Raw genomic sequence first — 23647 nt, 5'->3', positions numbered from 1 at the left:
GCCCGGCCATATTTCGGAAGTAGGTGTGTCAGGTGGGAAAGAAGGTCAAGCTTCACGAGATCGCCAAGTCAGTCGGCATCACAAGTGCCGAACTGATCGAGATATGCCAGCGGGCCGGGTTCGCTGAGTTGGACCATCACGCACGGGCCGTGTCACTCGAACAGGCCGACGAACTGCGCAAGACGGCCATCAAGCTCTACCGGCCGAAGAGAGCCCCCGTCGCCCCTCCCCCGCCCCCCCCGCCGAAGCCCGAACCGCCCAGGCCGACCCGCAAGCCGGCACCGCCGACCACCTCCGACGTGAAGCCCGTGCCGCCGCCCAAGCCGACCGGCAGCCGCGCACTCGCCGCCGCCGCAGCGGCGGCGGCCGAGGCCCCGCCCGTCGCCCCCAAGGAGGAGCCCGAAGCCAGGGCCAAGCCCCGCTCCCGCCGGCGTGCGGGCCGCCGCGACCAGGACGGCGACGCCGTGCGCACGCGCACCATCGTCTTCAAGCAGCCGAAACGGGAGATCGAAACCCGGCGGATCGAGAAGGTGGAACTGATCCGCCCGGTGACCGTCCGCGAACTGTCCGAGAGCATCGGAGTGCCCGCCGCCGAGATCATCCGCCAGCTCATGTTCGACCACGGAGTCCGGGCCAACATCAACCAGGGCCTGGAAGACGATGTCGTCCAACTGATCGGGCTGGCACACGAGGTCGAGGTCACCCTCAAGGACCCCCGAACCGCCGAAGACGCCCTGATCGACTCGCTGCCGGACGACGCCCCCGAGGACCTGAAGCCTCGCCCGGCCGTCGTCGCCATGCTCGGCCACGTCGACCACGGCAAGACGTCCATCCTCGACCGCATACGCAATACCCGCGTGGCCGAAGGTGAAGCCGGCGGCATCACCCAGGACGTCGGCGCCTGGCAGGTCCAGATCGACACGGGCGTCATCACGCTCATCGACACCCCGGGGCATGAGGCGTTCACCGCCATGCGCGCCCGCGGCGCCCGCGTCACCGACATCGTCGTCCTGGTCGTGGCGGCCGACGACGGCGTCATGCCGCAGACCATCGAGGCCATCAGCCACGCCCGGGCCGCCGAAGTGCCGATCATCGTCGCCCTCAACAAGATCGACAAGCCCGAGGCGAACGTCCTGCGCGTCCGCCAGCAACTGGCCGGACACGGGCTCAACCCCGAGGAATGGGGCGGCGAGACCGGATTCGTCGAACTCAGCGCTCTCACCGGCCAGGGCATCGACGCCCTGCTGGAGCGGATCGTCCTGGAGGCCGAGCTGCTCGAACTCAGGGCGAACCCCGACCGGCCCGCCAGCGGCGCCGTCCTGGAGTCCCGCATGGAGCCCGGCCGGGGCGTCGTCACCAACACCGTCGTGCAGAGGGGCACCCTTCGCATCGGCGACGTCGTCGTCTGCGGAAACGCCTACGGCACCGTGCGTGCGCTGGCCACACCGCACGGGGAGGTGCGCGAGGCCGGACCGTCGCAGCCCGTGGCGATCAGCGGCCTGAACCGCTCGCCCGAGGCGGGCGACACCTTCGTCGTCGTCGGCGACCTGGAGACGGCCCGCAAGGTCGCCGAGGAACGCGACCTGCGCGTCCAGCAGCTCCGCCGCAAGCCGCTTCAGCGCGTGACCCTGGAGACGCTGTTCGACCGGCTCGAAGCCGGCGAGATGAAGCAGTTCAACGTCGTGCTCAAGGCCGACGTCCAGGGGACGCTGGAGCCCCTGATGGACAGCCTGGCGCGCCTGGGCGACGAGGAAGTCTCCGTGCGCGTCATCCACCACGGCATCGGCAACGTCAACGCGAGCGACGTCGTGCTCGCCGACGCTGCGGACGCGATCATCATCGCCTTCCGCGTCACGGCCGACGAGAAGGTGCGCGAGATGGCCGCCATGCACGGCATCGAGATCATATACTACGACGTTATCTACAACGTCACCGACCAGATCCATGCCGCGCTGGAAGGGCTGCTGGAGCCCGAACGCCGCCAGGAGCGCGTGGGCCTGGCGGAGGTCCGCCGCGTGTTCAGCAGCAGCCGGTTCGGCAACATCGCCGGGTGCTTCGTGGTTGAGGGCGCCATCCGGCGCAACTGCCGGGTGCACGTCATCCGCGACGGCGATGTGCTGCACGACGGCGCCATCTCCTCGCTGAGGCAGGGCAAGACCGACGTGCGCGAAGTGGAGACCGGCCGCGAGTGCGGCATCAACGTCGAGGGATTCGACGGCATACGGGAAGGCGACAGGATCGAGGCCTACACGACAGTGTCCGTCAAGCGCACACTGTCGCGCAAGGGTCACAGAGAGGCGTCGCCCCAGCAGAGCGGGGCCGGCACGTCCTGAGAGCCATGATCGTCGGGACACTTGAAGTCCGCCTGCACCTGCCGGATGCCCGGTCCCTGAAGGACAAACGCCACGTCGTGCAGAGCCTGAAGGACAGGCTGCGCACCGGCTTCAACGTCAGCGTAGCGGAAGTCGAACGACAGGACGTCATCCAGTCGGCCGTCCTCGGCGTGGTGCAGGTCGGCAACGACACGCGGTACATCAACGGAACCCTGAGCCGCGTCGTCGACGCCCTGCGCCGGCTGCCGGAGGCGCAACTGGTGGACTACCGGATCGAGTTCCTCTGAGGTCGGACACCCCTGCCATGAACCCCCGCAAGAAGCGACGGATCGAGGAACTCCTGCGGCGCGAGATCAGCAGCATCGTCCTGTACGAGATGAACGACCCCCGCGTCGGCCCGGTGGCACTCACCCGGGTGGATCTGGCCGAAGACCAGCGCTCGGCGCGCGTCTTCGTGATCGTGCGCGGAACGGACGAAGCCGCCGAGGAGTCCCTGCGCGTCCTGTCGGGCGCCCATGGCTTCGTGCAGGCGCTGATCGCCCGCCGGCTGGACCTTCGCTACACGCCCGTCCTGCGCTTCGAGATGGACCGGGACGTCCTGCAGGCCATGCGCACCGAACAACTCATCAAGGAAGCCCGCCGGCAGGACCAGGAGCCCCCGGCCCCGGTCTGATTCCACACAAACCAAGTGGGCCCCGAAGTGAGATCACAGAAACAGCGCACGCAGCAGGCCGCCCGGCTCCTCCGGCAGGGCGTCGCGAAGTACGGTGAGTTGAAGGGACGCAAGACGCGCCCGCCGCTCGACCAGCTCGTGCTCAGCATCATGGCCCGCGCCACCAGCGTGCGCCAGGCCACCCGCGCCCTGCGGGCGCTCAGGCGGCGCTTCGCCGACTGGAACGAAGTCCGCGTCAGCCACCCCGTCGAGGTGGCCGCGGCGATCTCCACGGCCCGCTGGGCCCAGGAGGCCGCCGAACGGCTCGTCTGGATGCTCGGCGAGGTCTTCGAGGCTTACAACCGCCTCAGCCTCGAGTTCCTGGCCGAATTCACCCACACCCAGGCCCGAAGCTGCCTCATGCGCCTGCCCATGGTCGCGCGCGACGTCGCCGACGAAGTCCTGCTGTTCAGCCTGGGCGCCAACGTGCTGCCCCTCTCCCCTGACACCGCCCGCATGTGCTTCCGCCTCGGACTGCTCGATGACGACCGGCCGACGCTGAAGAACCAGCGCGCCCTGGCCAGGCTCTTCGACGAAGACCACTACGCGTGCCTCCATCTTCTGTTCAGCGACTGCGCCGCCGCGCTCTGCCGCGTGCAGGATCCGCTCTGCCAGCGCTGCCCCGTGAACTCCCATTGCCCGTCGCGCGCCTGAGAGGCGAGCGCCACTCCCCTCACCGCCGACCAGCCAGACCGGAGACGCCAGATGAACACCCTCGTGCTGGGAATACCCAAAGGAAGCCTCCAGGACAGCACCGTCCAACTGCTCCTGAAAGCCGGCTACCGCGTCCAGATCGGCCGCAGATCCTACTACCCCGCCGTCGATGACGACGAGATCCAGGCCCGGCTGATCCGCGCCCAGGACATGTCCCGGTTCGTCGAGAAAGGCATCGTCGACCTCGGCGTCACCGGCGCCGACTGGGTGGCCGAGAACGACAGCCGGGTCGTCACCGTCACCCAGCTCACCTACTCCAAGCAGCAACTGGTGCCCGTCCGCTGGGTGGTCGCCGTGCCCGTCGATTCGGACATCCGGTCCCTCCCGGACCTGCAGGGGAAACGCATCAGCACCGAACTGGTCAGGGTCACCACCCGGTTCCTCCAGAAACACGGCATCACGGCCGAGGTGGAGTTCAGCCACGGCGCCACCGAGACGAAGGTGCCCGATCTGGTCGACGCCATCGTGGAGCTGACCGAGACCGGCGCCAGTCTCGAGGCGAACAACCTGCGCATCATCGAGACGATCCTGGAGAGCCACACCCAACTCATCGCGTCCGAACAGGCATGGGCGGACGAATGGAAGCGCACCAAGATCGAGAACCTCGCCATGCTGCTGGAGGGTGCGCTCCGGGCACAGAGCATGGTCGGGCTCAAGATGAACGTCCCCAAAAACGCGCTACAGAAGGTGCTCTGCCTGCTGCCCGCCCTGCGCAACCCGACCGTCAGCGGACTGGCCGACGAGACCGGATTCGCCGTCGAAACCGTCATCGAAGAGCGCGTCGCCCGGTCCCTCATCCCCAAGCTGAAGCGCGCCGGAGCCGAGGGCCTCGTCGAATACCCCCTCAACAAGGTCGTGCTGTAGAGGCCGCCGCGCTCCCCGGCGTCGGCAGCCCCGGGCGTCCCCGCCCGGCGGGCATGCGCGCGGCCGCGCTACCCCCTCTCGTCGGGTCCGCCCGGATGCTCCAGCAGGCCCTTGAGGGTCTGGAAGAATCGGCCCGCCTCCGCGCCGTCCACCACCCGGTGGTCGGCGCTCACGGACACCTCCATCGTCGGCTCGACGACGGGCCGTCCGCCGCGCGCGATCACGCGTTCGCGCACCGTCCCGACGCCGACGATGCAGGCCTCCGGCGGGTTGATGATGGGCAGGAAACCGTCCACTCCGTACATGCCCAGGTTGCTCAGGGTCACGCTGCCGCCCTCGTAGTCCTCCGGCAGGAGCGCGCCCGCACGCGCCTTCCCCGCCAGCGTCTTCAACTCGGCGGAGATCGTCTCCAGGTCCTTCGCGTCCGCATCCCGGATGACGGGCACAAACAACCCGTCCTCCACCGCCACGGCCACGCCCACGTTGCAGGCGCCGTTGAGCACGACGGCGTCCCGGTCGAACCGCGCGTTGACGCGCGGATGTCGGCACAGGGCCTCCCCGATGGCCCGGACGATCAGCACGGTCAACGTCACCCTGACACCGCCCTCGGCCCGCGCCGCCAGGTATGCCATCGCGGCCCGCATCTCGACCTCGCCGAGGAGGTAGAAATGCGGCACCGTCTGCTTGGACTGGGCCATGCGCGCGGCAATCGTCCGCCGCATCGGGCTCAGCGCCACCCGCTCCCCGTCGGCCCCGCCGAGCGCCGCCACGGCCGAGGGCGCGGCGGCCTGGACGTCGGCCTTTCGGACCCGCCGGCCCCGCAACCCCTCGGCCACCGCCACCAGGTCCACCCCCCGCTCGCGCGCGACCGCAGCAGCCGCCGGGGTGTGCGGCACGTCCGCGCGGCGGGCGGCGTATGCCCGCACGTCCGCCTCGACCACCCGCCCGCCCGGGCCGGAACCGGCGACGACGCCCAGCGGCACGCCCAGTTCGCCCGCCACCTTGCGCGCACGGGGCGAGGCGAATGCCCGCCCCCCCCCGCCGGACGCCGCCGCTCCGGCCGGCGGCGGGGCGGACGCCGGGGCGCTCCGGCCGCCCTCGGCGCGGGCCTCCGCAGCGGGCGCCGCCGGGCCGTGGCCGCGCAGCGAATCGAGGTCGGCGGGCAGATCGTCCGACTCCTCGCCGAGCACCGCGATCAGCTCCCCGACGGGCCGCGTCGAGCCTTCGGGGACCAGGATCGTCTTCACCACGCCGGAGGCGAAGGCCGGCACCTCGAGCGTCGCCTTGTCGGTCGTCAGATCGTAGAGTATCTCGCCCTTCGCGACGTGCTCCCCTTCCTGCTTGTGCCACTTTGCGACCGTGCCTTCGGTCATCGTCTGGCCGAGCTGCGGCAGGTGGACGGGCTCGAGCATCTTGCCTCTCCAGGATGGAATTCACTGCGGGAAACGCCCATTCTACGGGCCGCGCCTCCGGCGTTCAACGGGCACGTCACGCCTCTTCCTCGGCCCCCGGCTCGAACAGCACGTGCGTGTGCGTGCACACGGACCCCACCAGCCCCAGCCCGGCGAACGTGCTCAGCAGCGACGACCCGCCGTAGCCCACCAGCGGAAGCGGCAGCCCCGTGATGGGCGCCAGCCGCAGCGCGATCGCCATGTGCAGGAAGCTCTGCAGGGCCAGCAGCGACAGGACGCCGCCCACGAGAAGCCGCCCGAACGGGTCGCGCGTCTTGCACGCGATGCGCGCCAGCAGGAACGCCAGGAACAGGTAGACGCACGCGAAGGGCGCCGTGCGCACGAAGCCCCACTCCTCGGCGATGACCGGGAACATGAAGTCCGCGTAGCTCTCCGGTATGCGCCCGAGCCGGTTCAGCACGCCGCGGCCGTAGCCCTGCCCGTGCATCCCCCCCGCCGCCACCGCCGTGATGGCCTGCTCGGCATTGTAGGCCGCGCTGGAGTCCCGCGTGGCCGCCGGGTTGAGGAACGTCTCCAGCCGCATCCGCTGGTAGTCCTTCAGGACGCCCGGGATGAACCAGGCCGCCGCCAGCAGAGCAACTCCCAGGCCGACGACCAGGGCCAGGTTCCGCACCGGGACGCCGCCCAGAAACGTCATGGCGAAGAACAGCGCGCCCAGGATCAGCGCCGAGCCGAGGTCCGGCTGACCCATGATGAGCAGCACGGGCAGGCCCGTCAGCGCCGCCGGCATCGCCAGGTCGCGCAGGCGATCCATCCGCTTGCGGCTGCGCAGGTAGTCGGCCAGGACAATGACCAGCACGTACTTCATCAGCTCCGAGGGCTGCACGTGGAAGAAGCCGACGTTGTACCAGCGCTGCGCGTAGTTGATGGTGGTGCCCAAGGCGAAGAGCCCCGCCAGGGACAGCACGCCGGCCGCGTAGAGCACCGGCGCCAGCCCCCGCAGGTGGCGGTAGTCCAGGAGCGAGAACACCACGAAGGCCACGAGCCCCAGCCCGGCGAAGACCATGTGCCGCAGCGCCATCCCCAGCGACGCCGCGCTGTAGATGAACGCCACCCCGACGAAAGTGAGCGCCACGGCCGCCAGCAGCAGGTGCCACGGCATGCGCGAGATGGCAGCCCGCCCCACCGCCGTCCTGATGATGCCCGCCCGCATGACCACCTACTCCAGAACCGCCGCCCCGTCGCCGGAGCGGCAGAAGAACACCTCCGCCTCGCCCTCGACGTCCGGGTGCGCCCTCAGATACCCGGTCAGGACGCACCGCGCGATCTCCGCCTCGCAGCCCGGCCGCACCAGCGCGACGCAGCACCCTCGGAAGCCCGCGCCGCTGAACCGGGCTCCGTAGACGCCGGGCGCGCCGCTCAGCACCTCATAGCCCGTGCGCAGGTGCGCCGTTCCGCACTCGTACAGTTCGATGGAACTGCGCCCGGACTCCGTCATGAGCCGGCCGAATCGCGCCAGATCGCCGGCCGTCCATGCCTCCAGGCCGTCGGCCACGCGCGCTTGCTCGTCGAAGTAGTGCCGTGCGCGCTTCCTCAGCGCCGGCGCCAGCGAGGCCGCGTGGCGTGCATGCACGTCGGGCGGCACGTCGCGAAGCCGCGGACGGTCCGGCACGGCCATGCCTGCCTCCTTCAGGAGGGCCTCGGCGGCGGCCCGGCATTCGGCCACACGGGCGTTGTACGCCGTCGAGTGCAGCGCCGTGCGCAGCCCGCTGAACAGCACGGCGATGCGGAACTCCGCCCCGCCGCCGGGCGCCAGCCGCCGCGCCCGGCCCGTCGCGCAGTCCAGATGCGTCAGCATCCCGGCGCGGCTCAGCAGGATCATGGACTGGTCCAGGGTGCCGTTGTTCAGACCGACGTAGTCGTTCTCCACCGCGCGGTCGAGTTCGATCAACTCCCGGGCGCTCAGCTCCAGGTCGTTCGCCGACGCCAGCGCCATCAGGTAGGCGAGGCCCGCCGCCGCCGAGGAACTCAGGCCCCCCACGTTGCGCGAACCGTCCACCAGCACGGCCACCCCGCGCCGGAGCGGCCCCAGCCGGCACAGGGCGGACGCCGCCCCCCGGGCGTAGTCCGCCCAGTCGCCGGCCCGCGGCGGCACGGCGTCCAGCGCAAACCGGGCCGTGCCCTCGAACTGCAGGCTGCGCACGGCCACGCAGCGGTCGGCCGTGGGGGCATAGGCCGCCAGGAGCGCCCGGTCGACCGCCATGCCGGCCACGCAGCCGCCCTGGTGGTCGACGTGCGCGCCGAGCGGACAGACCCGATAGGGGCTGCGTACGACCCGCACGTCCGCAGGCGCCGCGCCCGTCCAGTCGGTCAACGCCCGGCGGAGTCGTTCCGCACGCGCGCAGTCGGCCGCCGGGCATTCCGGGTAGTCCATCGCGCAGGTTGTCCGCAGGAGGAGGATGGGCGCACTGCGCACAGGGTAGCTGCGGGCCGCCGCGCGTGTCAAGGCGGGCGTTGCGGGCCGGCCCCGCCGGTGCCCGCCCCCCCGTCCGTGCCCGGCCGCACAACGGCAACGGGGCTCACGACCCGGCCCGTTCGGTTGCAGGTTGACACAGGCGCCGTATGCTATAGAATGGCGTTCGTAGGGGGTTGTGCGACATGAACCCATGACTCTGTGCGAGGGAACCGATGGCCGAGGAAGCCAGACTCCAGTGCCCGTCCTGCGGGAAAGAGGTCGGGCTGGGCGAGATCGAGTGCCCGCACTGCGGCGTCAACCTGAAGAGCGGCGAGGCGTACGAGACACGCGTCAAGCAGGCCAAGGGCAAACAGGAGCATCCCGAGCATTTCGGGGGGCGCGTCGGGGCGGCGGTGGTCGTGGCTCTGGGCCTGATCTTCTTCGCAGGCTTCATGTATGAGCGGGCGTCCCGCAAGGTCCTGGCGGACGTGCCGGAGTTCTTCCGCCCGCCCGTGGAGACGCTGCAGAAGGTCGACGACATGCTGGCACGTGCCGATCAGCAGCAGGCGATGGGCGAGAGCGCTGCGGCCGGCAAGACGTTCGCGGATGCACGCCACGAGCTGGAGGGTCTGGTCGAGTGGCTGCAGAAGACGGACGAGTCCATCCGGTCGGACGCGGCCTATGCCCAGGATACCAATCCGCACCCCTGGAGGCAGCAGAAGGAGTACAACCGCGGTGTGGCGAAGCGCCAGTTGAAGAACCTCCGCGCCAAGGTCGAACTCCGGTTCAAGCGCATCCCCGCCGCCTGAGGGACCCTTTCCGACCGAGAAGGAGACGCTCTGTGAGCGATGCAGTGAAGGACGTGACCGACGCGACGTTTGAAGCCGAGGTTGTCAAGTCGGCCTTGCCGGTGCTGGTCGACCTGTGGGCGCCCTGGTGCGGCCCCTGCCGCATGGTGGGGCCCGTGATCGACCAGATCGCCGAGGCGAATGCGGGCAAGCTGAAGGCGTACAAGCTGAACGTGGACGAGAACCCCGCCACGGCGTCGAAGCTCGGGGTCAGCGCCATTCCCACGGTCGTCCTGTTCAAGGGGGGCAAGGAGGTCACCTCGCTGCGGATGATCGGCGCGCAGGATCGGCAGGCCTATCAGCAGGCGGTGGACGACTTGCTGGAGGGATAGCGGCCCGACAGGAGGGCTTTCTCAGTGGGCTGACAGGGCCGGGCTCCGGACGGAGCGCGGCGGGGTCCCGGAAACACGGCGCGGGAGACGGCACGCCGACGGGTGCCGTCTCCCGCGTTCATTCGCCCGGTGTCGTTACTCTTCGGCGGCGGGCTCGCGGACCTCGTCGCCGACGGTGATCGTCGGGGCGACCTCGGCATCGGGGCCGGGCTCGCGTTCTTCGACGAGTTCGAAGATCACGCGTTCTGCGTTGTCGCCCAGGCGGTTGCCGATGAGCCGGAGCGACCGCTCGGCGCCGCCGATCTCGTAGGTGATCTCAGGTATCTCACTGACGGTGCCGCCGACGGGGAGGCCGAGGCGGCTGCCGCCGACCCGCACGATGCGGGTGTAGCCGCCGGGCCGGTTGGCGTAGCGGCGGGCGAGCGACGCCTGGCCGGTGAGCCAGGGGCCCTCTCCGAAGAGCTTCTGCACCATCTCCTTGTCCTGCAGGCGCCGCAGGGCCAGGCGGTAGTAGTGGAGGTAGCGGGCCCGATCGGCCGCATCGCCCGTGTCCTTCCAGGGCAGCGCCCGCCGGGCCAGGGTGATGATGCGTTCGACAAAGGGCCGCACTTCCCTGGCCTTGCCGATGGTTGTCACGATTCTCTCGCAGCGCAGCAGGTCGGCCGCCATGTTGCGCCGAAGCGCCTGGCGATGGCTCGCGTTCCTGCCCAGCTTACGTCCCTTCTTGCGGTGTCTCATCGCTTGCCACCCGGCTCTGCTTGATGATCGAACGAAAGGGGTGGCCGCACTCAGTCCTCGTGCGGCGCCAGCATTCCGACTTCCAGCCCGTGCTCAGCCAGCCTGTCGGCCAGTTCCTGCAGGGTCACCTGACCGAAGTTCCGCATGGCCAGCAGGTCGGACTCCGACTTGCCGAGCAGGTCGCGGACGGTCTTGATGCCCTCTCCTTCCAGGCAGTGCAGCGCGCGGGCGGTCAGGTCCAGAGCGGAGATCGGCATGGAGAGCTTCGACTCGGGGACCTGGGGCATCTCGAGGTGCTTGACCTCGGCGATCGGCGTCGGCTCCTCGAACGGCAGCTGCCGGCCGAGTTCGAAGTATTCGATGAACGGGTTCAGGTGCTTGCGCAGGACCTTGGCGGCCTCCACCATGGCCATCTCCGGGCTGACGACGCCGTTGGTGTGGACCTGGAGGATCAGGCGGTCGTAGTTCGTGCGGCGCCCGACGCGGGTGTCTTCCACCTTGTAGCTGACGCGGCGCACCGGCGAGAACAGCCCGTCGACGGGGATCACGCCGATGTCACGCGGCAGGTCCTCGTGTTCTTCGGAGGGCACGTACCCGCGGCCCTTGCGCACGGTCATGTGGCAGACGAAGTCCGTCTCGGCCGCCAGGGTGGCGATCACCTGATCGGGGCGGACGATGTCGACGTCGGGGTCCGGGTCGATGTCGCCGGCGGTAACGACACCGGGCTTGTGGGCTTCGACGCGCAGGACCCGCTCTTCGTCGGGATGGAGCCTCAGCAGCAGCTCCTTGACGTTGAGGACGATCTCCGGGATATCCTCCAGGACGCCCTCGATGGCGCTCAGTTCCTGCTGCACGCCCTCGAACCGCACGGCGACCACGGCGGAGCCCTCGATGGAGGACAGCAGCACACGGCGCAGGCTGTTGCCCAGGCTGTGGCCGAATCCGCGCTCGAAGGGCTCAGCGACGAATTCGCCGTAGTCGTCCGCAAGGGTGCTCTGGTCAACGCGCACCCGGACGGGCAGCTCCAGACCTCGCCACCGAACTCGTATAGCCATCTATGTCTCTCCGCTTGTCCGTGTTGCCGTGTGGAAACAGCCGGGCATGCGCCCGCTGCGATCAGCGCGAGCAGAACTCGACCACAAGGCCGTCGTCCACCTCGGCGGTCACGTCGGCTCGCACGGGCATCCTGGTCACCCGCACCGTCAGGTCCGCGTCGTTGACGGCCAGCCATCCGGGGCCCGGATGGCCCGTCTCTTCCCGGTGCTCGCGCGCAGCGTCCAGGATCGCGTCCACCGGGACGGGGCGCACCACGTCGTTCTCCCTGACCAGGTAGTTGGGCACGTCGACCTTGCGCCCGCCGACCTGGATGTGACCGTGCGTGATCAGCTGGCGCGCCTGGGCGCGCGAGACGGCCAGGCCGGTGCTGACCAGCACGCTGTCAAGTCGCCGCTCCAGCAGGCAGAGCAGGTTCTCGCCCGTGTTGCCGGGGATCCTGCGCGCCGCCTCGAAGTAGCGCCGGAACTGCCCATCGAGCACGCCGTAGTAGCGCTTGCACTTCTGCATTTCGCGAAGCCGCACCGCGTAGTCGCTGGGGCGGCCGCGCCGCCAGCCGTGCATTCCCGGCGGCTTGCTGCGGCCCTCCATGGCGCACTTCGCCGTATGGCAGCGGGCGCCTTTCAGGAAGAGCTTGGTGCCTTCCCGGCGGCACAGCCTGCACTTCGGTCCGGTGTTCCTGGCCATGCGTTTCTACTCTCTTCTCTTCTCTCGGAAGCTTCCGCAGGGCGCCTCAGACGCGGCGCCTCTTCTTCGGGCGGCAGCCGTTGTGCGGCAGCGGGGTCACATCCTCTATGGAATGGATGGACAGACCGGCGGCCTCCAGGGCCGTGATGGCGGACTCCCGTCCGGAGCCCGGGCCCTTCACCTTCACCTCCAGCTCCTGAATGCCCATCCGCTTGGCCTTGTCGGCGACGCGTTCGGCCGTCCGCTGCGCGGCAAACGGGGTGCTCTTGCGCGCGCCGGAGAAGCCGCAGCTCCCCGCGGTCTCGAAGCAGAGCACCTCGCCTTTCAGGTCCGTGATGGTGATGCGCGTGTTGTTGAACGTTGCATTGACGTGGGCCACGGCCCGTGAGCCGACACGCCGCATGCTCTTCGCCTTCGCCATGTCTGTGCGCCTCTCCTTCAGTTGACCGTGGCCGGCTCTCACCGGGCCGCGTTCTCAGTTCTCCCGTTCAGGCACGACATTCGGGCACAGCCGCTCCAGAGCCGGCCGCACTCCGAAGAACGCCTTCAGCGCCCGGTAGCCCTCGTCGCGTCCCGCCTTCGGGCGCCGCCGCGGCATCCGTGCGCAGATGCACAGGTTCTTCGGCGTCAGCCGGGGCGAGACGATCTCCTGCATCTCCACCACGTACCCGGCACTGCGCAGAAACTGCGCCCTCAGCACGTCCGTCAGCATGTTGGCCAGCCGGTACCGAATCGGCCCGAACTCCGTCATGGCCACCAGCGGGTGGCCCGTCTCGATCTGACCGCGTATCTGGTTCTGACAGCACGGCACGGTCAGGATCAGCGGCACGCCCAGCTCGATGCCCTTGGCGATCGCCTCGTCCGTGGCGGTGTCGCATGCATGCAGCGCAACGGCCAGGTCGAACGGCTCGTCGGCCCGGAACTCGCGCGTCCTGGACGCCACGAACCGGGCGTCCTTCACGCCGGCCGCCTCGGCCACACGCCGGCACGTCTCGATCAGCGCCGGGTTCCAGTCCACGCCGACCAGTTGCGCCTGCTTGCCGGCCAGGTCACGCAGAAGCACGCAGAGCACGACGCCCAGGTAGCTCTTGCCGCAGGAGAACTCCACGACGCTCACCGCAGGGCGACGCGCCAGGAACCGGTCCACATATGTCAAAATCAACTCGCAGAAGCCGGCGATCTCGCCGAGCTTCTTGGCCTTGCGTTCGTCCGACCGGCCCGCAGGCCCGAGCAGGCACACCGCCTGCAGAAGCCGGCTCCGGTCCTGCAGGTACTTGTGGAGTTCGCTCTTCGGCACGCCGTCTCACCCGCACGACTGGGTCGCGCCGCTGCGCGCGGCACACCGAGGGCCCGCGCGCCGGCAGCCGTCCGAGGCGCGCCGGCGGCCTCTCTCAGTGAGCAAGTTCCTTGACGCCCTTCTTGCCGGCGACGGTGCGCTTCTTGCCCTTGCGGGTGCGGGCATTCGTGCGCGTCCTCTGCCCGCGCACGGGCAGGCCCCTGCGGTGCCGGATGCCCCGGTAGCAGTTGATCTGGCGCAGACGCGCGATGTTGCTCGCCTCCAGGCGGCGCAACTCGCCTTCGACAATGAAGTTCTTCTCGACGTAGGCCGCGATGCGGCTCAACTCGTCTTCGGTCAGTTCGTGGGCCTTCTTGTTCGAATCGATATCCAGCACGTCGCAGATGACGCGCGCCGAGGTCTTGCCCACGCCGTAGATGTACGTGAGGGAGACGGCAACGCTCTTATCGCCCGGTATGTCGACACCAACCAAACGCGGCATATCTGCTCACCCCTGTCGCTGCTTGTGCTTGGGGTTACGGCATATCACCCGCACGACGCCCTTGCGGCGCACGATCTTGCAGTCCTCACACATACGCTTTACGCTGGAACGCACCTTCATTTGTGGTCTCCCGGCAGTCCAGGGACAGGCCCGAGGCGCCCCCTGATCTGCAATGCTCCGGTCAGTCGCGCCAGACGATGCGCCCCTTGGTCAGGTCGTAGGGGGACATCTCCAGCGTCACCGTATCCCCGGGCAGGATGCGGATGAATCTCAGGCGCATCCTCCCGGACACGTGGGCGAGGACCTCATGCCCGTCCTCCAGCGCCACGAGGAACATCGCGTTGGGCAGGGCTTCCTTGATCCTGCCCGGCACTCTGATCGGTTCTTCCTTTGCCATACCGAACCCAAAAAAGGCATTATAACGCGGCCACGGCGGCTCTGCAAGTCATTCAGGGCAATGTGAGCAGGACGGCGCCCTGCTCCTCCACCGCCACCGTGTGCTCGAAGTGGGCCGACAGGCTCCCGTCGCGCGTCACGACCGTCCAGCCGTTCGGCAGCACGGCGGTCCGGTGCGTGCCGACGTTCACCATCGGCTCGATGGCGATCGCCGTGCCGCGCTCCAGCACGGGGTCGCTGCTCATCCATCCCGCGCGGACGAAGTTCGGCACCCTGGGCTCTTCATGCAGCGCCCTGCCGATGCCGTGCCCGGTGTAGTCGGTCACCACGCGGAACCCGTTGTCCTCGACCACCTTCTGCACGGCGGCCGAGACCTGGCTGACGCGGACGCCGGCCCGCACGGCCGCAATCCCCGCGTAGAGGGCCGCACGCGTCGTCTCCAGCAGCCGCTGCGCCTCCGCCGAGACGTCTCCGATGGGGACCGTGACGGCCGCATCGGCGTGGTAGCCCTGCCACTGCGCGCCGACGTCGACCTTCAGCAGGTCGCCGTCACACAGGACGCGCGCTCCCGGGATGCCGTGCACGACCTCTTCGTTCAGGCTGGCGCATATGCTGGCCGGGAAGCCGCGGTAGCCCTTGAACGACGGCCGGCCGCCGCCCGCGACGATGTGCCCCTCGGCCGCCCTGTCAAGCTGCTCGGTCGTCACGCCCGCCCGCGCCATCCCGGCGACCAGGTCCAGCACTTCGGCCACCAGCCGCCCGGCCTGGCGCATCTGCGCGACCTGCGCGGGCGTCTTGACCTCGATCCCGGTCATCGGTCGCCTTCGCTGCGGGCCAGGCGTTCCAGCAGCGCGCCCGTGGCGCGTTCCACGTCGTCCGGGGCGGCGGAGGCGTCCACGTTCTCCAGCAGGCCTCGGTCCCGATAGTAGCGGACCAGGGGCTCTGTCATCTCATGGTACACGGCCAGCCGCTGCCGCACGACGTCTTCGGCGCTGTCGCTGCGCACGCGCAGGGCGGCGCCGCAGTCGTCGCACACATCCGTCGCCTTCGGCGGCATGAACTCCCTGTGGTAGTTCCGCCCGCACCCGGAGCAGACCAGCCGGCCGGTCAGGCGGCGCACGGCCTCCTGGTCGCTCAGGTCGAAGTAGACGACGCCGTCCAGCCTCAGCCCCCGCCGCTCCAGGTTGGCGGCCAGCGCTTCGGCCTGTCCCAGGGTGCGGGGGTATCCGTCCAGGATGTAGCCGTCGCCGGCATCCAGCACGAGTTCTTCGACCACGCGGGAGGTCAGTTCGTCCGGCACGAGCCGGCCGCTGTCCAGATAGTCCTTGACGGTCCGGCCCAGCTCCGACCCGGCAGCGGCGGCCTTGCGGAACATGTCGCCGGTCGATGCGTGCTGCACGTTGAAGCGCACGGCCATGCGGGCCGCCTGCGTTCCCTTGCCGGCACCCGGGGGGCCCAGGAAGACGAATTTCACGGGAGCATTCCTTTCCAGTCTGACGGCGCCCGGCGCGGGGGCCGCCTGCTCAGCGTCGGCGGCTGCGTCGGCGTCCGCCGGCACCGGCGGCGAATCCGCTGTAGCGGCGCATCTCCAGGTGGTCGTTGATCTTGCGCACGACGTTCAGCGTCACGCCGACGATGATCAGGATGCTGGTGCCGCCGTAGAACGAGCCCATCAGGCCCACGTCGAGGGCGGCGCTGACCAGTTGCGGCATGATGGCGATGACCAGGAGGAAGAAGCTGCCGGCCAGCGTGACGCGGTTCATGATGCCTTCCAGGTAGTTGGCGGTGCGCTTGCCGGGGCGGATGCCGGGGATGAAGCTGCCGTAGCTCTGCAGGTTCTCGCTCATCTCCTTCGGGTTGAACATCACCGCCGTCCAGAAGTAGCAGAAGAAGAACAGCAGCCCTCCGTAGAGGACGACGTAGGTGAACGTGAGGTTCCGGCCGGAGACGGCGTCCATCACCCACTGGGAGATGCCGCGCAGGATGCTGTCCGGCTTGTCGGCCAGGGCGCCGACGAGTGCGCCGGCGATGATGGCCGGGAACATCAGCAGCGACTGCGCGAAGATGATGGGCATGACGTCGGCCTGGTTCACGCGCAGCGGCAGGTAGTGCTTCTGGCCGCCGTAGACCCTCGGCCCGCGCACGTGCTTCTGCTGCTGGATGGGTATGCGGCGCTCGCCGCCGGTGATGTAGATGATGGCCACGATGATGCCCACGAAGAGCGCCAGGAGCAGGACGACCTTGAGGATCGCGTTCTGCTGGCTGTCGGCGTTCATGAGGCTCTGGCGCATCTCGGCGATGGCGGCCGGCATGCGGTCCAGGATGCCGACGGTGATGATCAGCGAGATGCCGTTGCCGATGCCGTGTTCGTCGATCTGCTCGCCGAGCCACATGAGGAACAGGGTGCCGACCATGAGCAGGAACCCGCTGGTGAGCATGAACTTCAGGGAGGCCCACCCGGAGGTCTGGATGGCATAGGGGATGACCTCCGAGCCGTAGAGGCCGCGCACGACGAACATGCCCTGGAACAGGCAGATGAAGACGGTGGCGATGCGGGTGTACTGGTTCAGCTTGCGCTGGCCGGCGGCCCCTTCCTTGCGGAGGGCCTCGAGGCTGGGGATCACGTTGGCCAGGAGGGTGAATATGATCGACGCGCTGATGTAGGGCATGATGCCGAGCCCGAAGATGGCGCCCTGGCTGAGGGCTCCGCCGGCGAACAGGTTGACCAGCCCGAGCGCCTGCCCGGCGGGGCTGTCCGCCAGCGAGGCGAACAGGGCGCCCAGGGCCTTGACGTCCACGTTCGGCAGCGGCACGTAGACGCCGACCCGGCAGGCGGCGAGCAGCCCGAGTGTGATCAGTATCTTGCGGCGGAGGTCGCGGATCCGCCAGATATTGCCCAGATGCTCCAGGACGCTCATGGATGCCTCATCGCCGGACGGGTGTTACCTGCGTTCCGTGCCGTGGGCGGAGCCCATCGGGTTCCGCACGGGGGGCTTGGGCGGGAGGATCGGCTCCACCGTCCCGCCGGCCGCTTCGATCTTGGCGACGGCGCTGCGGGAGAAGGCGTTGGCGCGCACGGTCAGGGCCTTGCTCAGCTCGCCCTGCCCCAGCACCTTGACGCCGCCGGCGGGCGCGCGGCCCACCAGCCCGGCCCGGTGCATCTCCTCGGGCCCCACCACGGTACCCTCATCGAACCGATCCAGGCGGCCGACGTTGACGACGTCGGGCTCCTGCTTGAACGGCATGTTGCTGAAGCCGCGCTTCGGCAGGCGGCGCCACAGGGGGGCCGCTCCGCCGGTCACGCCGCGGGAACTCCATCCGCTCCGGGACCGCGCTCCGTTGTGGCCGCGCCCGCTCGTCTTGCCGTGGCCGCTGCCGGGCCCGCGCCCCACCCGCTTGCGCGTGGCCCTGCGGGTGACTGCCGCTTTGGCTCTGCCTATGTCCATTGTCTTCTCATCCTCCGGGCCGGTCCGCCCGGTCTGTGTGTCCGCAAAGGCCGCCGCTCGGCGGGCGCCTACTGGTCGGTGGCCGGTTCTTCGGCCACGGTGGCCGCCTCGGCTGAGGCGGCCGCCTCGGCTCCGGGAGCGTCCGGTGCTTCGGCGGGCGCTGCAACGGGCGCATCGGTCACGACCGGCGCCCCCGTCTTCCAGTCCGCCTGGGGGTGGAACAGCCGCACGTCCGTCCCGCGCAGATCGGCGACCGTCTGGCGGGACAGCAGGTTGACCAGCGCGTCCATCGTGGCCTTGGCCACGTTGATCGGGTTGGTGCCGCCGTAGACCTTGCTCAGGACGTTGCGCACCCCGGCGGCGTTCATCACGGAGCGCACGGTGCCGCCGGCCTTGACGCCCGTGCCGGGGGTTGCCGGCCGGAGCAGCACGCGCGACGTGCAGTGCCGGCCCCAGACCTCATGGGCGACCGTATCGCCCACGAGGTGGACCTTCCTCATGTTCTTGCGTGCTTCCTTGCTGGCCTTCTCGATTGCGGTCGGCACGCCTCGGGCCTTCTGGTAGCCGAGACCGATCTTGCCCTTGCCGTCTCCGAGGGCCACAAGCGCGGCCATGCTCACGTTCCGGCCGCCCTTGGTGACCTTGGTGTGGTAGTAGATGCCGATGACTTCTTCGATCAGGCCGCTCTCGTCGTCCCTGCGTGCCATGTGACCTCCGGGGGAAAACCGGGCCCCCTGCCCGGGGCTGTCAGAAACCGGGGGCTCCCGCCTGCGTGAACTGGGCACGGGCGGCTTCGGCCAGTGCCTTCACGCGGCCGTGATAGCGATACCCTCCGCGATCGAACACCAGGGCGGTGATCCCCGCCTCCAGGCACTTGCGCCCGAGCAGTTCGCCCACCTTGACGGCGCTTTCGATCGAACCGCCATGCTTCAACTGGCCCTTCAGCTCGGAGCTCAGCGAAGAGCAGCAGAGCAGCGTATGCTGCCGCCAGTCGTCGGTGACCTGCGCGTAGATGTGCTTGTTGCTGCGAAAGACGCACAGCCGCGGCCGCTCGGCCGTGCCCTGCATCCTGCGGCGAACGCGCCGGTGCCGGCTCCGCCTGAGAGTGTCCCTGCGTTTGCTGTTGTTCATGTTCGGTGCGAGCCCAAAGGGGACGGAGCCTGCGCTCCATCCAGGTTCCTCAGCGGTCCAGGCCGGCAAAGGCTTTGCCTTCCTTGCGCCGCACGTATTCCCCGTCGTAGCGAATGCCCTTGCCCTTGTACGGCTCCGGCGGGCGGACCGCACGCACGGTGGCTGCGAACTGCTTGACCGCGTGCTTGTCGGGGCCCTTGACCGCGAACCGCGCGGGCCGGCCGGCCTGTGCCGCGCTCTGTTCCACCTCGACCGTGATGCCGGACGGCAGGTCGAACACGACTTCGTGGCAGAAGCCGATCTGCAGCACGAGCGATCCCCCGCGCACGTTCACGTTGTAGCCGGTCCCATGGATTTCGAGAACGCAGGAGAAGCCCCTGGCGACGCCCTCCACCATGTTGGCCAGCAGGGACCGGTGCAGGCCGTGCAGGGCGCGGGCCTGCCGCGATTCGTCGCGGCGGCGCACCACGAGCCTGCCCGTCTCGGGCCGGTAGTCCAGCTCCAGCCGGTCCGGCAACTCATGGCTGAGTTCTCCGAGCGGTCCCTTGACGGACACGCGGGGGCCGTCCACCGTGACCTGGACGCCCCGGGGCACCTCGATCTCTTTGTTTCCCGTGCGCGACATTGTCAGTTCCTCACAGCGACCGATCTGCGGCGGCTCAGAAGACGGAGCAGAGCACCTCGCCCCCGACCTTCCGGATCCGGCACTGCCGGTCGCTGATAATGCCCTTGTTGGTCGACACGACCCAGATCCCGAGCCCGTTGTGGACGTGTCCGAGTTCGCCGACGCCGCGGTAGACGCGGCGTCCGGGCCGGGAGACCCTCTTCAGCTCGTGTATGACCTGTTCGCCGAGCGGGCCGTATTTGAGGTAGATCTTCAGCATTCTGTGAGGAAGCTCGCCGACGACCTGGAAGTCGTCGATGTAGCCTTCGTCCTTCAGAACACGGGCCACGCTCTCCTTTTCGACGGAGGCGGGCATCTCCACCGTCTCGCGCTCCACTGCCAGCGCGTTGCGCACGCGCGTGAGCATGTCGGCGATGGGGTCGGTCATCATGTCTTTGGCCTCGTATCCGCTCGTTGCGTTCAGGCGTCTTGTGGCAGGCCGTCGGGCCTACCAGCTTGCTTTGGAGACGCCGGGTATCTCGCCTTTGCTCGCCAGTGTACGGAAGCAGATGCGGCAGATGCGGAACTTGCGCAGGTAGCCGCGCGGTCGCCCGCACAGCTTGCACCGGTTGCGCTGCCGCGACGTGAACTTGGGCGGCCGCAACGACCTTACAATCCAAGCTTTCTGAGCCATGTATCCGCCTGCGTCGCAGGATTCAGTGAACGCCTCTGCGGCCCTGGCCCCGGCTTCAACGCCGGAAAGGCATGCCGAAGAGGCTGAGAAGTTCCAGCGCCTCCTGATCCGTCCGCGCCGTCGTCACGATCGTGATGTCCAGTCCGTACAGGTTCTTCAGCTTGTCCAGGTCCAGCTCCGGGAAGACCACGCACTCGCGCAGCCCCAGGCTGTAGTTGCCCGACCCGTCGAAGGAGTCCACCGACAGGCCCCGGAAGTCGCGCACGCGCGGAAGCGCGATGCTGATCAGCCGGTCCAGGAACTCATACATCCGCCCGCCCCGCAGGGTGACCTTGCAGCCCAGCGGCACGCCGCGCCGCACACGGAAGCCCGCCTCGCTGCGCCGGGCCTTCGTGACGACCGGCTGCTGGCCGGTGATGGTCCGCAGCGTGAGCAGGGCGTCGGCCATGGCGTTCTGGTCCGCGACGGCTTCCCCGATGCCCATGTTGAGGACGATCTTCACCAGGCGGGGCGCCGCCAGGGGGTTCTTCAGGCCGTAGCGCTCCATCAGTTGGGGCACCACCTGCCGGGCGTAGTAGTCCTTCAACCGCGGGACGTAGGGTGCGGCTTGCGTCGTTGGGGCTGTGTCGCTCATATCGGCCCTTCACCGTGGCCACCGCGCCGGGCGCGGGGGTTTCGCTATTCGAGTTTGGGCAGCTCGGTGCCACACTTGGAGCACAGACGCACCTTCTTGCCGTCTTCCTTGACCAGCGTCCGCGTGCGCACGGGGCGGTCGAACCGGACGCACTCCCGGTGCGGGCACACCAGCGCGACGTTCGAGGCGTGCACCGGGGCCTCGACCTGGATGCGGCCTCCGCGCGGGCGGTCCTGGCTGCGCCGCAGGTGCTTCCAGACCATGTTCGCGCCTTCGACGACCACCTTGCCTTCGGCGGGCAGCGTGCGCAGGACGCGTCCGCGCATGCCGCGTCCGCTGCCGGTGATGATCTCCACCGTATCGCCTCGCCGGACGTGCAGCTTGTTCTGAATGCCTGCCATGTTCGTCCTCACACCACCTCGGCTGCCAGACTGATGATGCGCATGTAGTTCCGGTAACGCAGTTCGCGCGGTATGGCACCGAAGATGCGGGTGCCGCGGGGGTTGCCGTCGGGCTGCAGGAGCACGATCGCGTTGCTGTCGAAGCGAACGTAGCTCCCATCCTCGCGCCGTACCGGTGCCTTGGTGCGCACGATGACGCCGCGGACGACCTCGCCGCGCTTGACGTCGCTGCCGGGGATCACCTTGATGACGCTCCCGACGACCACGTCACCCACACTCGCGTATGTGTGCCGGCTGCCGCCGAGCACCTTGAAGCACCGCACGGCGCGGGCGCCGGTGTTGTCGGCCACGTTCAGGACTGTCTGCTCGCTGATCATCGGACGCCTTCTCCGCTGCGCCGGTCCTATGCCGTCAGGTCGGTATCTGTCTTCTGGGCTTCCTCGCTCGGCCGGATGCCGGCGCGCGAGGCCAGGCCGCGCCCCAGAACGCGCACGAGGCGCCACCGCTTGTGACGCGACAGGGGCCGGGTGCTCTCGATCTCGACCACGTCGCCCTCGCGGGCCGTCTGCTGGGGGTCATGGGCCATGAAGGTGTTCTTGCGCCGCACGTACTTCTTGAAGCGGGGGTGCTTGACCAGCCGCTCCACGGTGACCGTGACGGTCTTGTCCATCTTGTCGCTCTTGACGACGCCCTGGAGGCGCTTCCGATATCCCCTGGCCTGTTCACTCATGGTCGGTCCTCGCACCGGCTTGCCGGGTCTCGTCCAGGGCGCCTTCCATCTCGCGCAGGACGGTCTTGTAGCGGGCGACGTCCCGCCGCAGGTTCCGCCGGCGGCTGCGGTCCGGCCGCTCTTCGGCCTGCCACTGGAAACGGATGTCGAACAGCTCCCGCTGCAGCTGCTCCAGTTCGCGACGCAGCTCCTGCGTGTCGCGTCCCCTCAGTTCCTTCGCCTTCATACGTGCACCCTCCGATGCGCCAGCCGGGTCCGAATCGGCATCTTGTGGGCAACGCGCGAGAAGGCCGCCACGGCAAGGTCCTCGGGCACGCCGCTGATCTCGAAGAGGATCGTGCCGGGCTTGACGTCGGCGATCCAGTGCGCCGGTTCGCCCTTGCCCTTGCCCATGCGCGTCTCGGCCGGCCGGGCCGTCATGTTCCTGTGCGGGAAGATGCGGATCGTCAGCTTGCCCTCGTGGCGCAGGAAGTGCGTCACGGCCAGGCGCCCGGCCTCGATCTGCTCGGCCGTGATGCGCCCGCACTGGAGCGCCTGCAGGCCGAACTCGCCGAACACCACCCGGTTGCCGCGCGTGGCTTTGCCTCGGAGCTTCCCGCGCTGGAACTTGCGGTGCTTGACTCTACTGGGCATTAACGCCATTGCGCCGCTCCTCCGTATCGCTGATGCGCGTGCCCGGGGGCAGCAGCCCGCGGTTCACCCACGCCTTCACGCCGATGTTCCCGTACTTGGTCTTCGCTTCGGTGAAGCCGTAGTCGATCTGCGCGCGCAGTGTCTGCAGCGGGAAACGGCCCTCGAGCACCTTCTCGGACCGGGCCATCTCGCTCCCGCCCAGACGCCCGGAGAGCTGGATCTTGACCCCCAGCGCCCCGGCGGTCATGACCATCTCCGCCGCGCGCCGGATGGCCCGGCGGAACGAGGCGCGGCGTTCGATCTGCTGCGCCACGTCTTCGGCGACCAACTGGGCGCTCAGCAGCGGCTCGCCCACCTCTTCGACGGCCACCTCCACGGTGCCCTCGGTCACGTCCTCGAGCCCGGCCTTGAGCCGCTCGATCTCAACGCCCCGCCGGCCGATCATCAGGCCGGGGCGCGCGCAGTGCACTGTGACGTGCACGGTGCCGCGCGTGCGCCGGATGTCGATGCGCGCGACGCCGGCGAAGAGGTAGTGCCGCTTGACGTGCGTGCGGATCCTCTGGTCCTCGACCAGATACTCTCCGAACTGCTTCTTGTTCGCGAACCACTGGGACCGCCACTCCTCGGTGATCCCCAGTCGCAGGCTCGTTGGTCGGACTTTATGCCCCATGGGGCCTCCCGTGTTGTCCGTCGTCCAGTACGATGTGGATGTGGCAGGAACGATTGCGTACCATGCCGACCCCGCCGCGGGCCCGCGGGTGCCACTTCTTGCGCACCGGCCCGCCGTCGACCCAGGCCCTCTCCACCCGCAGGTTGTCCATGTCCGCCTCGAGGCTCTGGTCGGCGTTCGCCATCGCCGAGCGCAGGACCTTGTCGACGAAGTAGGAGGCCCGCTTGGGCGTCGCCCGCAGCACGCTGAGCGCGTCGTTGACGTGCTTGCCGCGGATCAGGTCGACCACCAGGCGCGTCTTGCGGTCCGAGATCGGCGCGTTTCTATGTCTCGCAACAAACTGCATTGCACACTCTCACCTGGCATGGCACGCGACGCGTCG

Annotated in this window: 35 protein-coding genes; 7 read left to right on the top strand and 28 right to left on the bottom strand. The window is 69.0% G+C overall.

The window, feature by feature from the left end:
* Window positions 1-32: 32 nt before the first annotated feature.
* The 5 genes from infB to GXY85_09520 are packed head-to-tail and all read left to right on the top strand — an operon-like array spanning window position 33 to window position 4623.
* Entirely contained in the window at window positions 33-2333 is a 2301-nt protein-coding gene (gene infB, locus GXY85_09540; protein ID NLW51065.1) for a translation initiation factor IF-2, read from the top strand.
* 5 nt (window positions 2334-2338) lie between these two features.
* Complete coding sequence (locus GXY85_09535; GenBank protein NLW51064.1) at window positions 2339-2620, top strand: DUF503 domain-containing protein; 282 nt, start codon at window positions 2339-2341, stop codon at window positions 2618-2620.
* A 17-nt stretch (window positions 2621-2637) separates the two neighbouring features.
* A complete protein-coding gene (gene rbfA / locus GXY85_09530; protein ID NLW51063.1) occupies window positions 2638-3006 on the top strand; it encodes a 30S ribosome-binding factor RbfA in 369 nt (122 codons plus the stop codon).
* 27 nt (window positions 3007-3033) lie between these two features.
* Window positions 3034-3699: a hypothetical protein gene (locus GXY85_09525; protein ID NLW51062.1), complete on the top strand. Its 666-nt coding sequence runs from the start codon at window positions 3034-3036 to the stop codon at window positions 3697-3699.
* Between the two features lie 51 nt (window positions 3700-3750).
* A complete protein-coding gene (locus GXY85_09520; protein NLW51061.1) occupies window positions 3751-4623 on the top strand; it encodes an ATP phosphoribosyltransferase in 873 nt (290 codons plus the stop codon).
* A 68-nt stretch (window positions 4624-4691) separates the two neighbouring features.
* Here GXY85_09520 and GXY85_09515 read toward each other — a convergent pair whose 3' ends face one another.
* The 3 genes from GXY85_09515 to GXY85_09505 form a co-directional block, all read right to left on the bottom strand.
* Window positions 4692-6035, bottom strand: coding sequence for a 2-oxo acid dehydrogenase subunit E2 (locus GXY85_09515; GenBank protein NLW51060.1), 1344 nt, complete (start codon window positions 6033-6035; stop codon window positions 4692-4694).
* Window positions 6036-6111: 76 nt separating this feature from the next.
* Entirely contained in the window at window positions 6112-7248 is a 1137-nt protein-coding gene (locus GXY85_09510; GenBank protein NLW51059.1) for a rod shape-determining protein RodA, read from the bottom strand.
* A gap of 6 nt (window positions 7249-7254) precedes the next feature.
* Window positions 7255-8469, bottom strand: coding sequence for a hypothetical protein (locus tag GXY85_09505; protein ID NLW51058.1), 1215 nt, complete (start codon window positions 8467-8469; stop codon window positions 7255-7257).
* A 254-nt stretch (window positions 8470-8723) separates the two neighbouring features.
* On the opposite strand from GXY85_09505, the gene GXY85_09500 reads away from it, so the two are divergent.
* On the top strand, window positions 8724-9299 hold the full coding sequence (locus GXY85_09500; protein ID NLW51057.1) for a hydrogenase maturation nickel metallochaperone HypA: 576 nt from the start codon (window positions 8724-8726) through the stop codon (window positions 9297-9299).
* A gap of 32 nt (window positions 9300-9331) precedes the next feature.
* Window positions 9332-9670 (top strand): thioredoxin, encoded by a 339-nt coding sequence (gene trxA / locus GXY85_09495; protein NLW51056.1) that lies wholly within the window; start codon window positions 9332-9334, stop codon window positions 9668-9670.
* Window positions 9671-9805: 135 nt separating this feature from the next.
* Here trxA and rplQ read toward each other — a convergent pair whose 3' ends face one another.
* From rplQ to rplV, 25 genes are all read right to left on the bottom strand, one after another.
* Window positions 9806-10408: a 50S ribosomal protein L17 gene (gene rplQ, locus GXY85_09490; protein NLW51055.1), complete on the bottom strand. Its 603-nt coding sequence runs from the start codon at window positions 10406-10408 to the stop codon at window positions 9806-9808.
* 50 nt (window positions 10409-10458) lie between these two features.
* Window positions 10459-11463 (bottom strand): DNA-directed RNA polymerase subunit alpha, encoded by a 1005-nt coding sequence (locus GXY85_09485; protein ID NLW51054.1) that lies wholly within the window; start codon window positions 11461-11463, stop codon window positions 10459-10461.
* Between the two features lie 61 nt (window positions 11464-11524).
* The gene (gene rpsD / locus GXY85_09480; protein NLW51053.1) at window positions 11525-12148 is read right to left on the bottom strand and encodes a 30S ribosomal protein S4; all 624 of its coding nucleotides are present in this window, start codon (window positions 12146-12148) and stop codon (window positions 11525-11527) included.
* 46 nt (window positions 12149-12194) lie between these two features.
* The gene (rpsK, locus tag GXY85_09475) at window positions 12195-12569 is read right to left on the bottom strand and encodes a 30S ribosomal protein S11 (GenBank protein ID NLW51052.1); all 375 of its coding nucleotides are present in this window, start codon (window positions 12567-12569) and stop codon (window positions 12195-12197) included.
* A gap of 54 nt (window positions 12570-12623) precedes the next feature.
* Window positions 12624-13445: an SAM-dependent methyltransferase gene (locus GXY85_09470; protein NLW51051.1), complete on the bottom strand. Its 822-nt coding sequence runs from the start codon at window positions 13443-13445 to the stop codon at window positions 12624-12626.
* A gap of 94 nt (window positions 13446-13539) precedes the next feature.
* On the bottom strand, window positions 13540-13926 hold the full coding sequence (gene rpsM, locus GXY85_09465; GenBank protein NLW51050.1) for a 30S ribosomal protein S13: 387 nt from the start codon (window positions 13924-13926) through the stop codon (window positions 13540-13542).
* A gap of 6 nt (window positions 13927-13932) precedes the next feature.
* Entirely contained in the window at window positions 13933-14046 is a 114-nt protein-coding gene (gene rpmJ, locus GXY85_09460) for a 50S ribosomal protein L36 (GenBank protein ID NLW51049.1), read from the bottom strand.
* Window positions 14047-14107: 61 nt separating this feature from the next.
* Window positions 14108-14323 (bottom strand): translation initiation factor IF-1, encoded by a 216-nt coding sequence (gene infA, locus GXY85_09455; protein NLW51048.1) that lies wholly within the window; start codon window positions 14321-14323, stop codon window positions 14108-14110.
* Window positions 14324-14375: 52 nt separating this feature from the next.
* Window positions 14376-15137 (bottom strand): type I methionyl aminopeptidase, encoded by a 762-nt coding sequence (gene map, locus GXY85_09450; GenBank protein ID NLW51047.1) that lies wholly within the window; start codon window positions 15135-15137, stop codon window positions 14376-14378.
* The gene (locus GXY85_09445) at window positions 15134-15796 is read right to left on the bottom strand and encodes an adenylate kinase (protein NLW51046.1); all 663 of its coding nucleotides are present in this window, start codon (window positions 15794-15796) and stop codon (window positions 15134-15136) included. The genes map and GXY85_09445 overlap by 4 nt, the downstream gene beginning before the upstream one ends.
* Window positions 15797-15845: 49 nt before the next feature.
* A complete protein-coding gene (secY, locus tag GXY85_09440) occupies window positions 15846-17240 on the bottom strand; it encodes a preprotein translocase subunit SecY (protein NLW51045.1) in 1395 nt (464 codons plus the stop codon).
* 24 nt (window positions 17241-17264) lie between these two features.
* Window positions 17265-17768 carry a 50S ribosomal protein L15 gene (rplO, locus tag GXY85_09435; GenBank protein NLW51044.1) on the bottom strand — a complete coding sequence of 168 codons (504 nt, stop codon included), beginning with the start codon at window positions 17766-17768 and terminating at the stop codon, window positions 17265-17267.
* 68 nt (window positions 17769-17836) lie between these two features.
* Entirely contained in the window at window positions 17837-18475 is a 639-nt protein-coding gene (gene rpsE, locus GXY85_09430; protein ID NLW51043.1) for a 30S ribosomal protein S5, read from the bottom strand.
* Window positions 18476-18515: 40 nt separating this feature from the next.
* On the bottom strand, window positions 18516-18899 hold the full coding sequence (locus tag GXY85_09425; GenBank protein ID NLW51042.1) for a 50S ribosomal protein L18: 384 nt from the start codon (window positions 18897-18899) through the stop codon (window positions 18516-18518).
* A gap of 49 nt (window positions 18900-18948) precedes the next feature.
* Window positions 18949-19524, bottom strand: coding sequence for a 50S ribosomal protein L6 (gene rplF, locus GXY85_09420; GenBank protein NLW51041.1), 576 nt, complete (start codon window positions 19522-19524; stop codon window positions 18949-18951).
* Window positions 19525-19558: 34 nt separating this feature from the next.
* Window positions 19559-19954 carry a 30S ribosomal protein S8 gene (rpsH, locus tag GXY85_09415; protein ID NLW51040.1) on the bottom strand — a complete coding sequence of 132 codons (396 nt, stop codon included), beginning with the start codon at window positions 19952-19954 and terminating at the stop codon, window positions 19559-19561.
* A 57-nt stretch (window positions 19955-20011) separates the two neighbouring features.
* The gene (locus GXY85_09410; protein NLW51039.1) at window positions 20012-20197 is read right to left on the bottom strand and encodes a type Z 30S ribosomal protein S14; all 186 of its coding nucleotides are present in this window, start codon (window positions 20195-20197) and stop codon (window positions 20012-20014) included.
* 55 nt (window positions 20198-20252) lie between these two features.
* The gene (gene rplE / locus GXY85_09405; GenBank protein ID NLW51038.1) at window positions 20253-20831 is read right to left on the bottom strand and encodes a 50S ribosomal protein L5; all 579 of its coding nucleotides are present in this window, start codon (window positions 20829-20831) and stop codon (window positions 20253-20255) included.
* Window positions 20832-20875: 44 nt separating this feature from the next.
* A complete protein-coding gene (locus GXY85_09400) occupies window positions 20876-21232 on the bottom strand; it encodes a 50S ribosomal protein L24 (protein ID NLW51037.1) in 357 nt (118 codons plus the stop codon).
* Window positions 21233-21240: 8 nt separating this feature from the next.
* A complete protein-coding gene (gene rplN / locus GXY85_09395) occupies window positions 21241-21609 on the bottom strand; it encodes a 50S ribosomal protein L14 (protein ID NLW51036.1) in 369 nt (122 codons plus the stop codon).
* A gap of 26 nt (window positions 21610-21635) precedes the next feature.
* Window positions 21636-21962, bottom strand: coding sequence for a 30S ribosomal protein S17 (rpsQ, locus tag GXY85_09390; protein NLW51035.1), 327 nt, complete (start codon window positions 21960-21962; stop codon window positions 21636-21638).
* A complete protein-coding gene (gene rpmC, locus GXY85_09385) occupies window positions 21955-22188 on the bottom strand; it encodes a 50S ribosomal protein L29 (GenBank protein ID NLW51034.1) in 234 nt (77 codons plus the stop codon). Before rpmC ends, rpsQ begins: the two co-directional genes overlap by 8 nt.
* The gene (rplP, locus tag GXY85_09380; protein NLW51033.1) at window positions 22185-22604 is read right to left on the bottom strand and encodes a 50S ribosomal protein L16; all 420 of its coding nucleotides are present in this window, start codon (window positions 22602-22604) and stop codon (window positions 22185-22187) included. Before rplP ends, rpmC begins: the two co-directional genes overlap by 4 nt.
* Window positions 22585-23265, bottom strand: coding sequence for a 30S ribosomal protein S3 (rpsC, locus tag GXY85_09375; GenBank protein NLW51032.1), 681 nt, complete (start codon window positions 23263-23265; stop codon window positions 22585-22587). Before rpsC ends, rplP begins: the two co-directional genes overlap by 20 nt.
* A complete protein-coding gene (gene rplV, locus GXY85_09370) occupies window positions 23255-23611 on the bottom strand; it encodes a 50S ribosomal protein L22 (protein NLW51031.1) in 357 nt (118 codons plus the stop codon). Before rplV ends, rpsC begins: the two co-directional genes overlap by 11 nt.
* Between the last annotated feature and the right edge of the window lie 36 nt (window positions 23612-23647).

Source organism: Candidatus Brocadiaceae bacterium, from assembly GCA_012728835.1.
Taxonomy (GTDB): domain Bacteria; phylum Planctomycetota; class Brocadiia; order SM23-32; family SM23-32; genus JAAYEJ01.
Note: the sequence above shows the minus strand (reverse complement) of the source record. Positions and strands in the feature narration are given on the sequence as shown.

Bases quoted from the DNA above. Each gene is read 5' to 3' on its own strand.
- GXY85_09535 (NLW51064.1), top strand. From the start codon at position 2,339: ATGATCGTCGGGACACTTGAAGTCCGCCTGCACCTGCCGGATGCCCGG.
- rbfA (NLW51063.1), top strand. From the start codon at position 2,638: ATGAACCCCCGCAAGAAGCGACGGATCGAGGAACTCCTGCGGCGCGAG.
- GXY85_09520 (NLW51061.1), top strand. From the start codon at position 3,751: ATGAACACCCTCGTGCTGGGAATACCCAAAGGAAGCCTCCAGGACAGC.
- GXY85_09515 (NLW51060.1), bottom strand. From the start codon at position 6,035: ATGCTCGAGCCCGTCCACCTGCCGCAGCTCGGCCAGACGATGACCGAA.
- GXY85_09510 (NLW51059.1), bottom strand. From the start codon at position 7,248: ATGCGGGCGGGCATCATCAGGACGGCGGTGGGGCGGGCTGCCATCTCG.
- GXY85_09505 (NLW51058.1), bottom strand. From the start codon at position 8,469: ATGGACTACCCGGAATGCCCGGCGGCCGACTGCGCGCGTGCGGAACGA.
- GXY85_09500 (NLW51057.1), top strand. From the start codon at position 8,724: ATGGCCGAGGAAGCCAGACTCCAGTGCCCGTCCTGCGGGAAAGAGGTC.
- rplQ (NLW51055.1), bottom strand. From the start codon at position 10,408: ATGAGACACCGCAAGAAGGGACGTAAGCTGGGCAGGAACGCGAGCCAT.
- GXY85_09485 (NLW51054.1), bottom strand. From the start codon at position 11,463: ATGGCTATACGAGTTCGGTGGCGAGGTCTGGAGCTGCCCGTCCGGGTG.
- rpsD (NLW51053.1), bottom strand. From the start codon at position 12,148: ATGGCCAGGAACACCGGACCGAAGTGCAGGCTGTGCCGCCGGGAAGGC.
- rpsK (NLW51052.1), bottom strand. From the start codon at position 12,569: ATGGCGAAGGCGAAGAGCATGCGGCGTGTCGGCTCACGGGCCGTGGCC.
- rpsM (NLW51050.1), bottom strand. From the start codon at position 13,926: ATGCCGCGTTTGGTTGGTGTCGACATACCGGGCGATAAGAGCGTTGCC.
- rpmJ (NLW51049.1), bottom strand. From the start codon at position 14,046: ATGAAGGTGCGTTCCAGCGTAAAGCGTATGTGTGAGGACTGCAAGATC.
- infA (NLW51048.1), bottom strand. From the start codon at position 14,323: ATGGCAAAGGAAGAACCGATCAGAGTGCCGGGCAGGATCAAGGAAGCC.
- map (NLW51047.1), bottom strand. From the start codon at position 15,137: ATGACCGGGATCGAGGTCAAGACGCCCGCGCAGGTCGCGCAGATGCGC.
- secY (NLW51045.1), bottom strand. From the start codon at position 17,240: ATGAGCGTCCTGGAGCATCTGGGCAATATCTGGCGGATCCGCGACCTC.
- rplO (NLW51044.1), bottom strand. From the start codon at position 17,768: ATGGACATAGGCAGAGCCAAAGCGGCAGTCACCCGCAGGGCCACGCGC.
- rpsE (NLW51043.1), bottom strand. From the start codon at position 18,475: ATGGCACGCAGGGACGACGAGAGCGGCCTGATCGAAGAAGTCATCGGC.
- GXY85_09425 (NLW51042.1), bottom strand. From the start codon at position 18,899: ATGAACAACAGCAAACGCAGGGACACTCTCAGGCGGAGCCGGCACCGG.
- rplF (NLW51041.1), bottom strand. From the start codon at position 19,524: ATGTCGCGCACGGGAAACAAAGAGATCGAGGTGCCCCGGGGCGTCCAG.
- rpsH (NLW51040.1), bottom strand. From the start codon at position 19,954: ATGATGACCGACCCCATCGCCGACATGCTCACGCGCGTGCGCAACGCG.
- GXY85_09410 (NLW51039.1), bottom strand. From the start codon at position 20,197: ATGGCTCAGAAAGCTTGGATTGTAAGGTCGTTGCGGCCGCCCAAGTTC.
- rplE (NLW51038.1), bottom strand. From the start codon at position 20,831: ATGAGCGACACAGCCCCAACGACGCAAGCCGCACCCTACGTCCCGCGG.
- GXY85_09400 (NLW51037.1), bottom strand. From the start codon at position 21,232: ATGGCAGGCATTCAGAACAAGCTGCACGTCCGGCGAGGCGATACGGTG.
- rplN (NLW51036.1), bottom strand. From the start codon at position 21,609: ATGATCAGCGAGCAGACAGTCCTGAACGTGGCCGACAACACCGGCGCC.
- rpsQ (NLW51035.1), bottom strand. From the start codon at position 21,962: ATGAGTGAACAGGCCAGGGGATATCGGAAGCGCCTCCAGGGCGTCGTC.
- rpmC (NLW51034.1), bottom strand. From the start codon at position 22,188: ATGAAGGCGAAGGAACTGAGGGGACGCGACACGCAGGAGCTGCGTCGC.
- rplP (NLW51033.1), bottom strand. From the start codon at position 22,604: ATGGCGTTAATGCCCAGTAGAGTCAAGCACCGCAAGTTCCAGCGCGGG.
- rpsC (NLW51032.1), bottom strand. From the start codon at position 23,265: ATGGGGCATAAAGTCCGACCAACGAGCCTGCGACTGGGGATCACCGAG.
- rplV (NLW51031.1), bottom strand. From the start codon at position 23,611: ATGCAGTTTGTTGCGAGACATAGAAACGCGCCGATCTCGGACCGCAAG.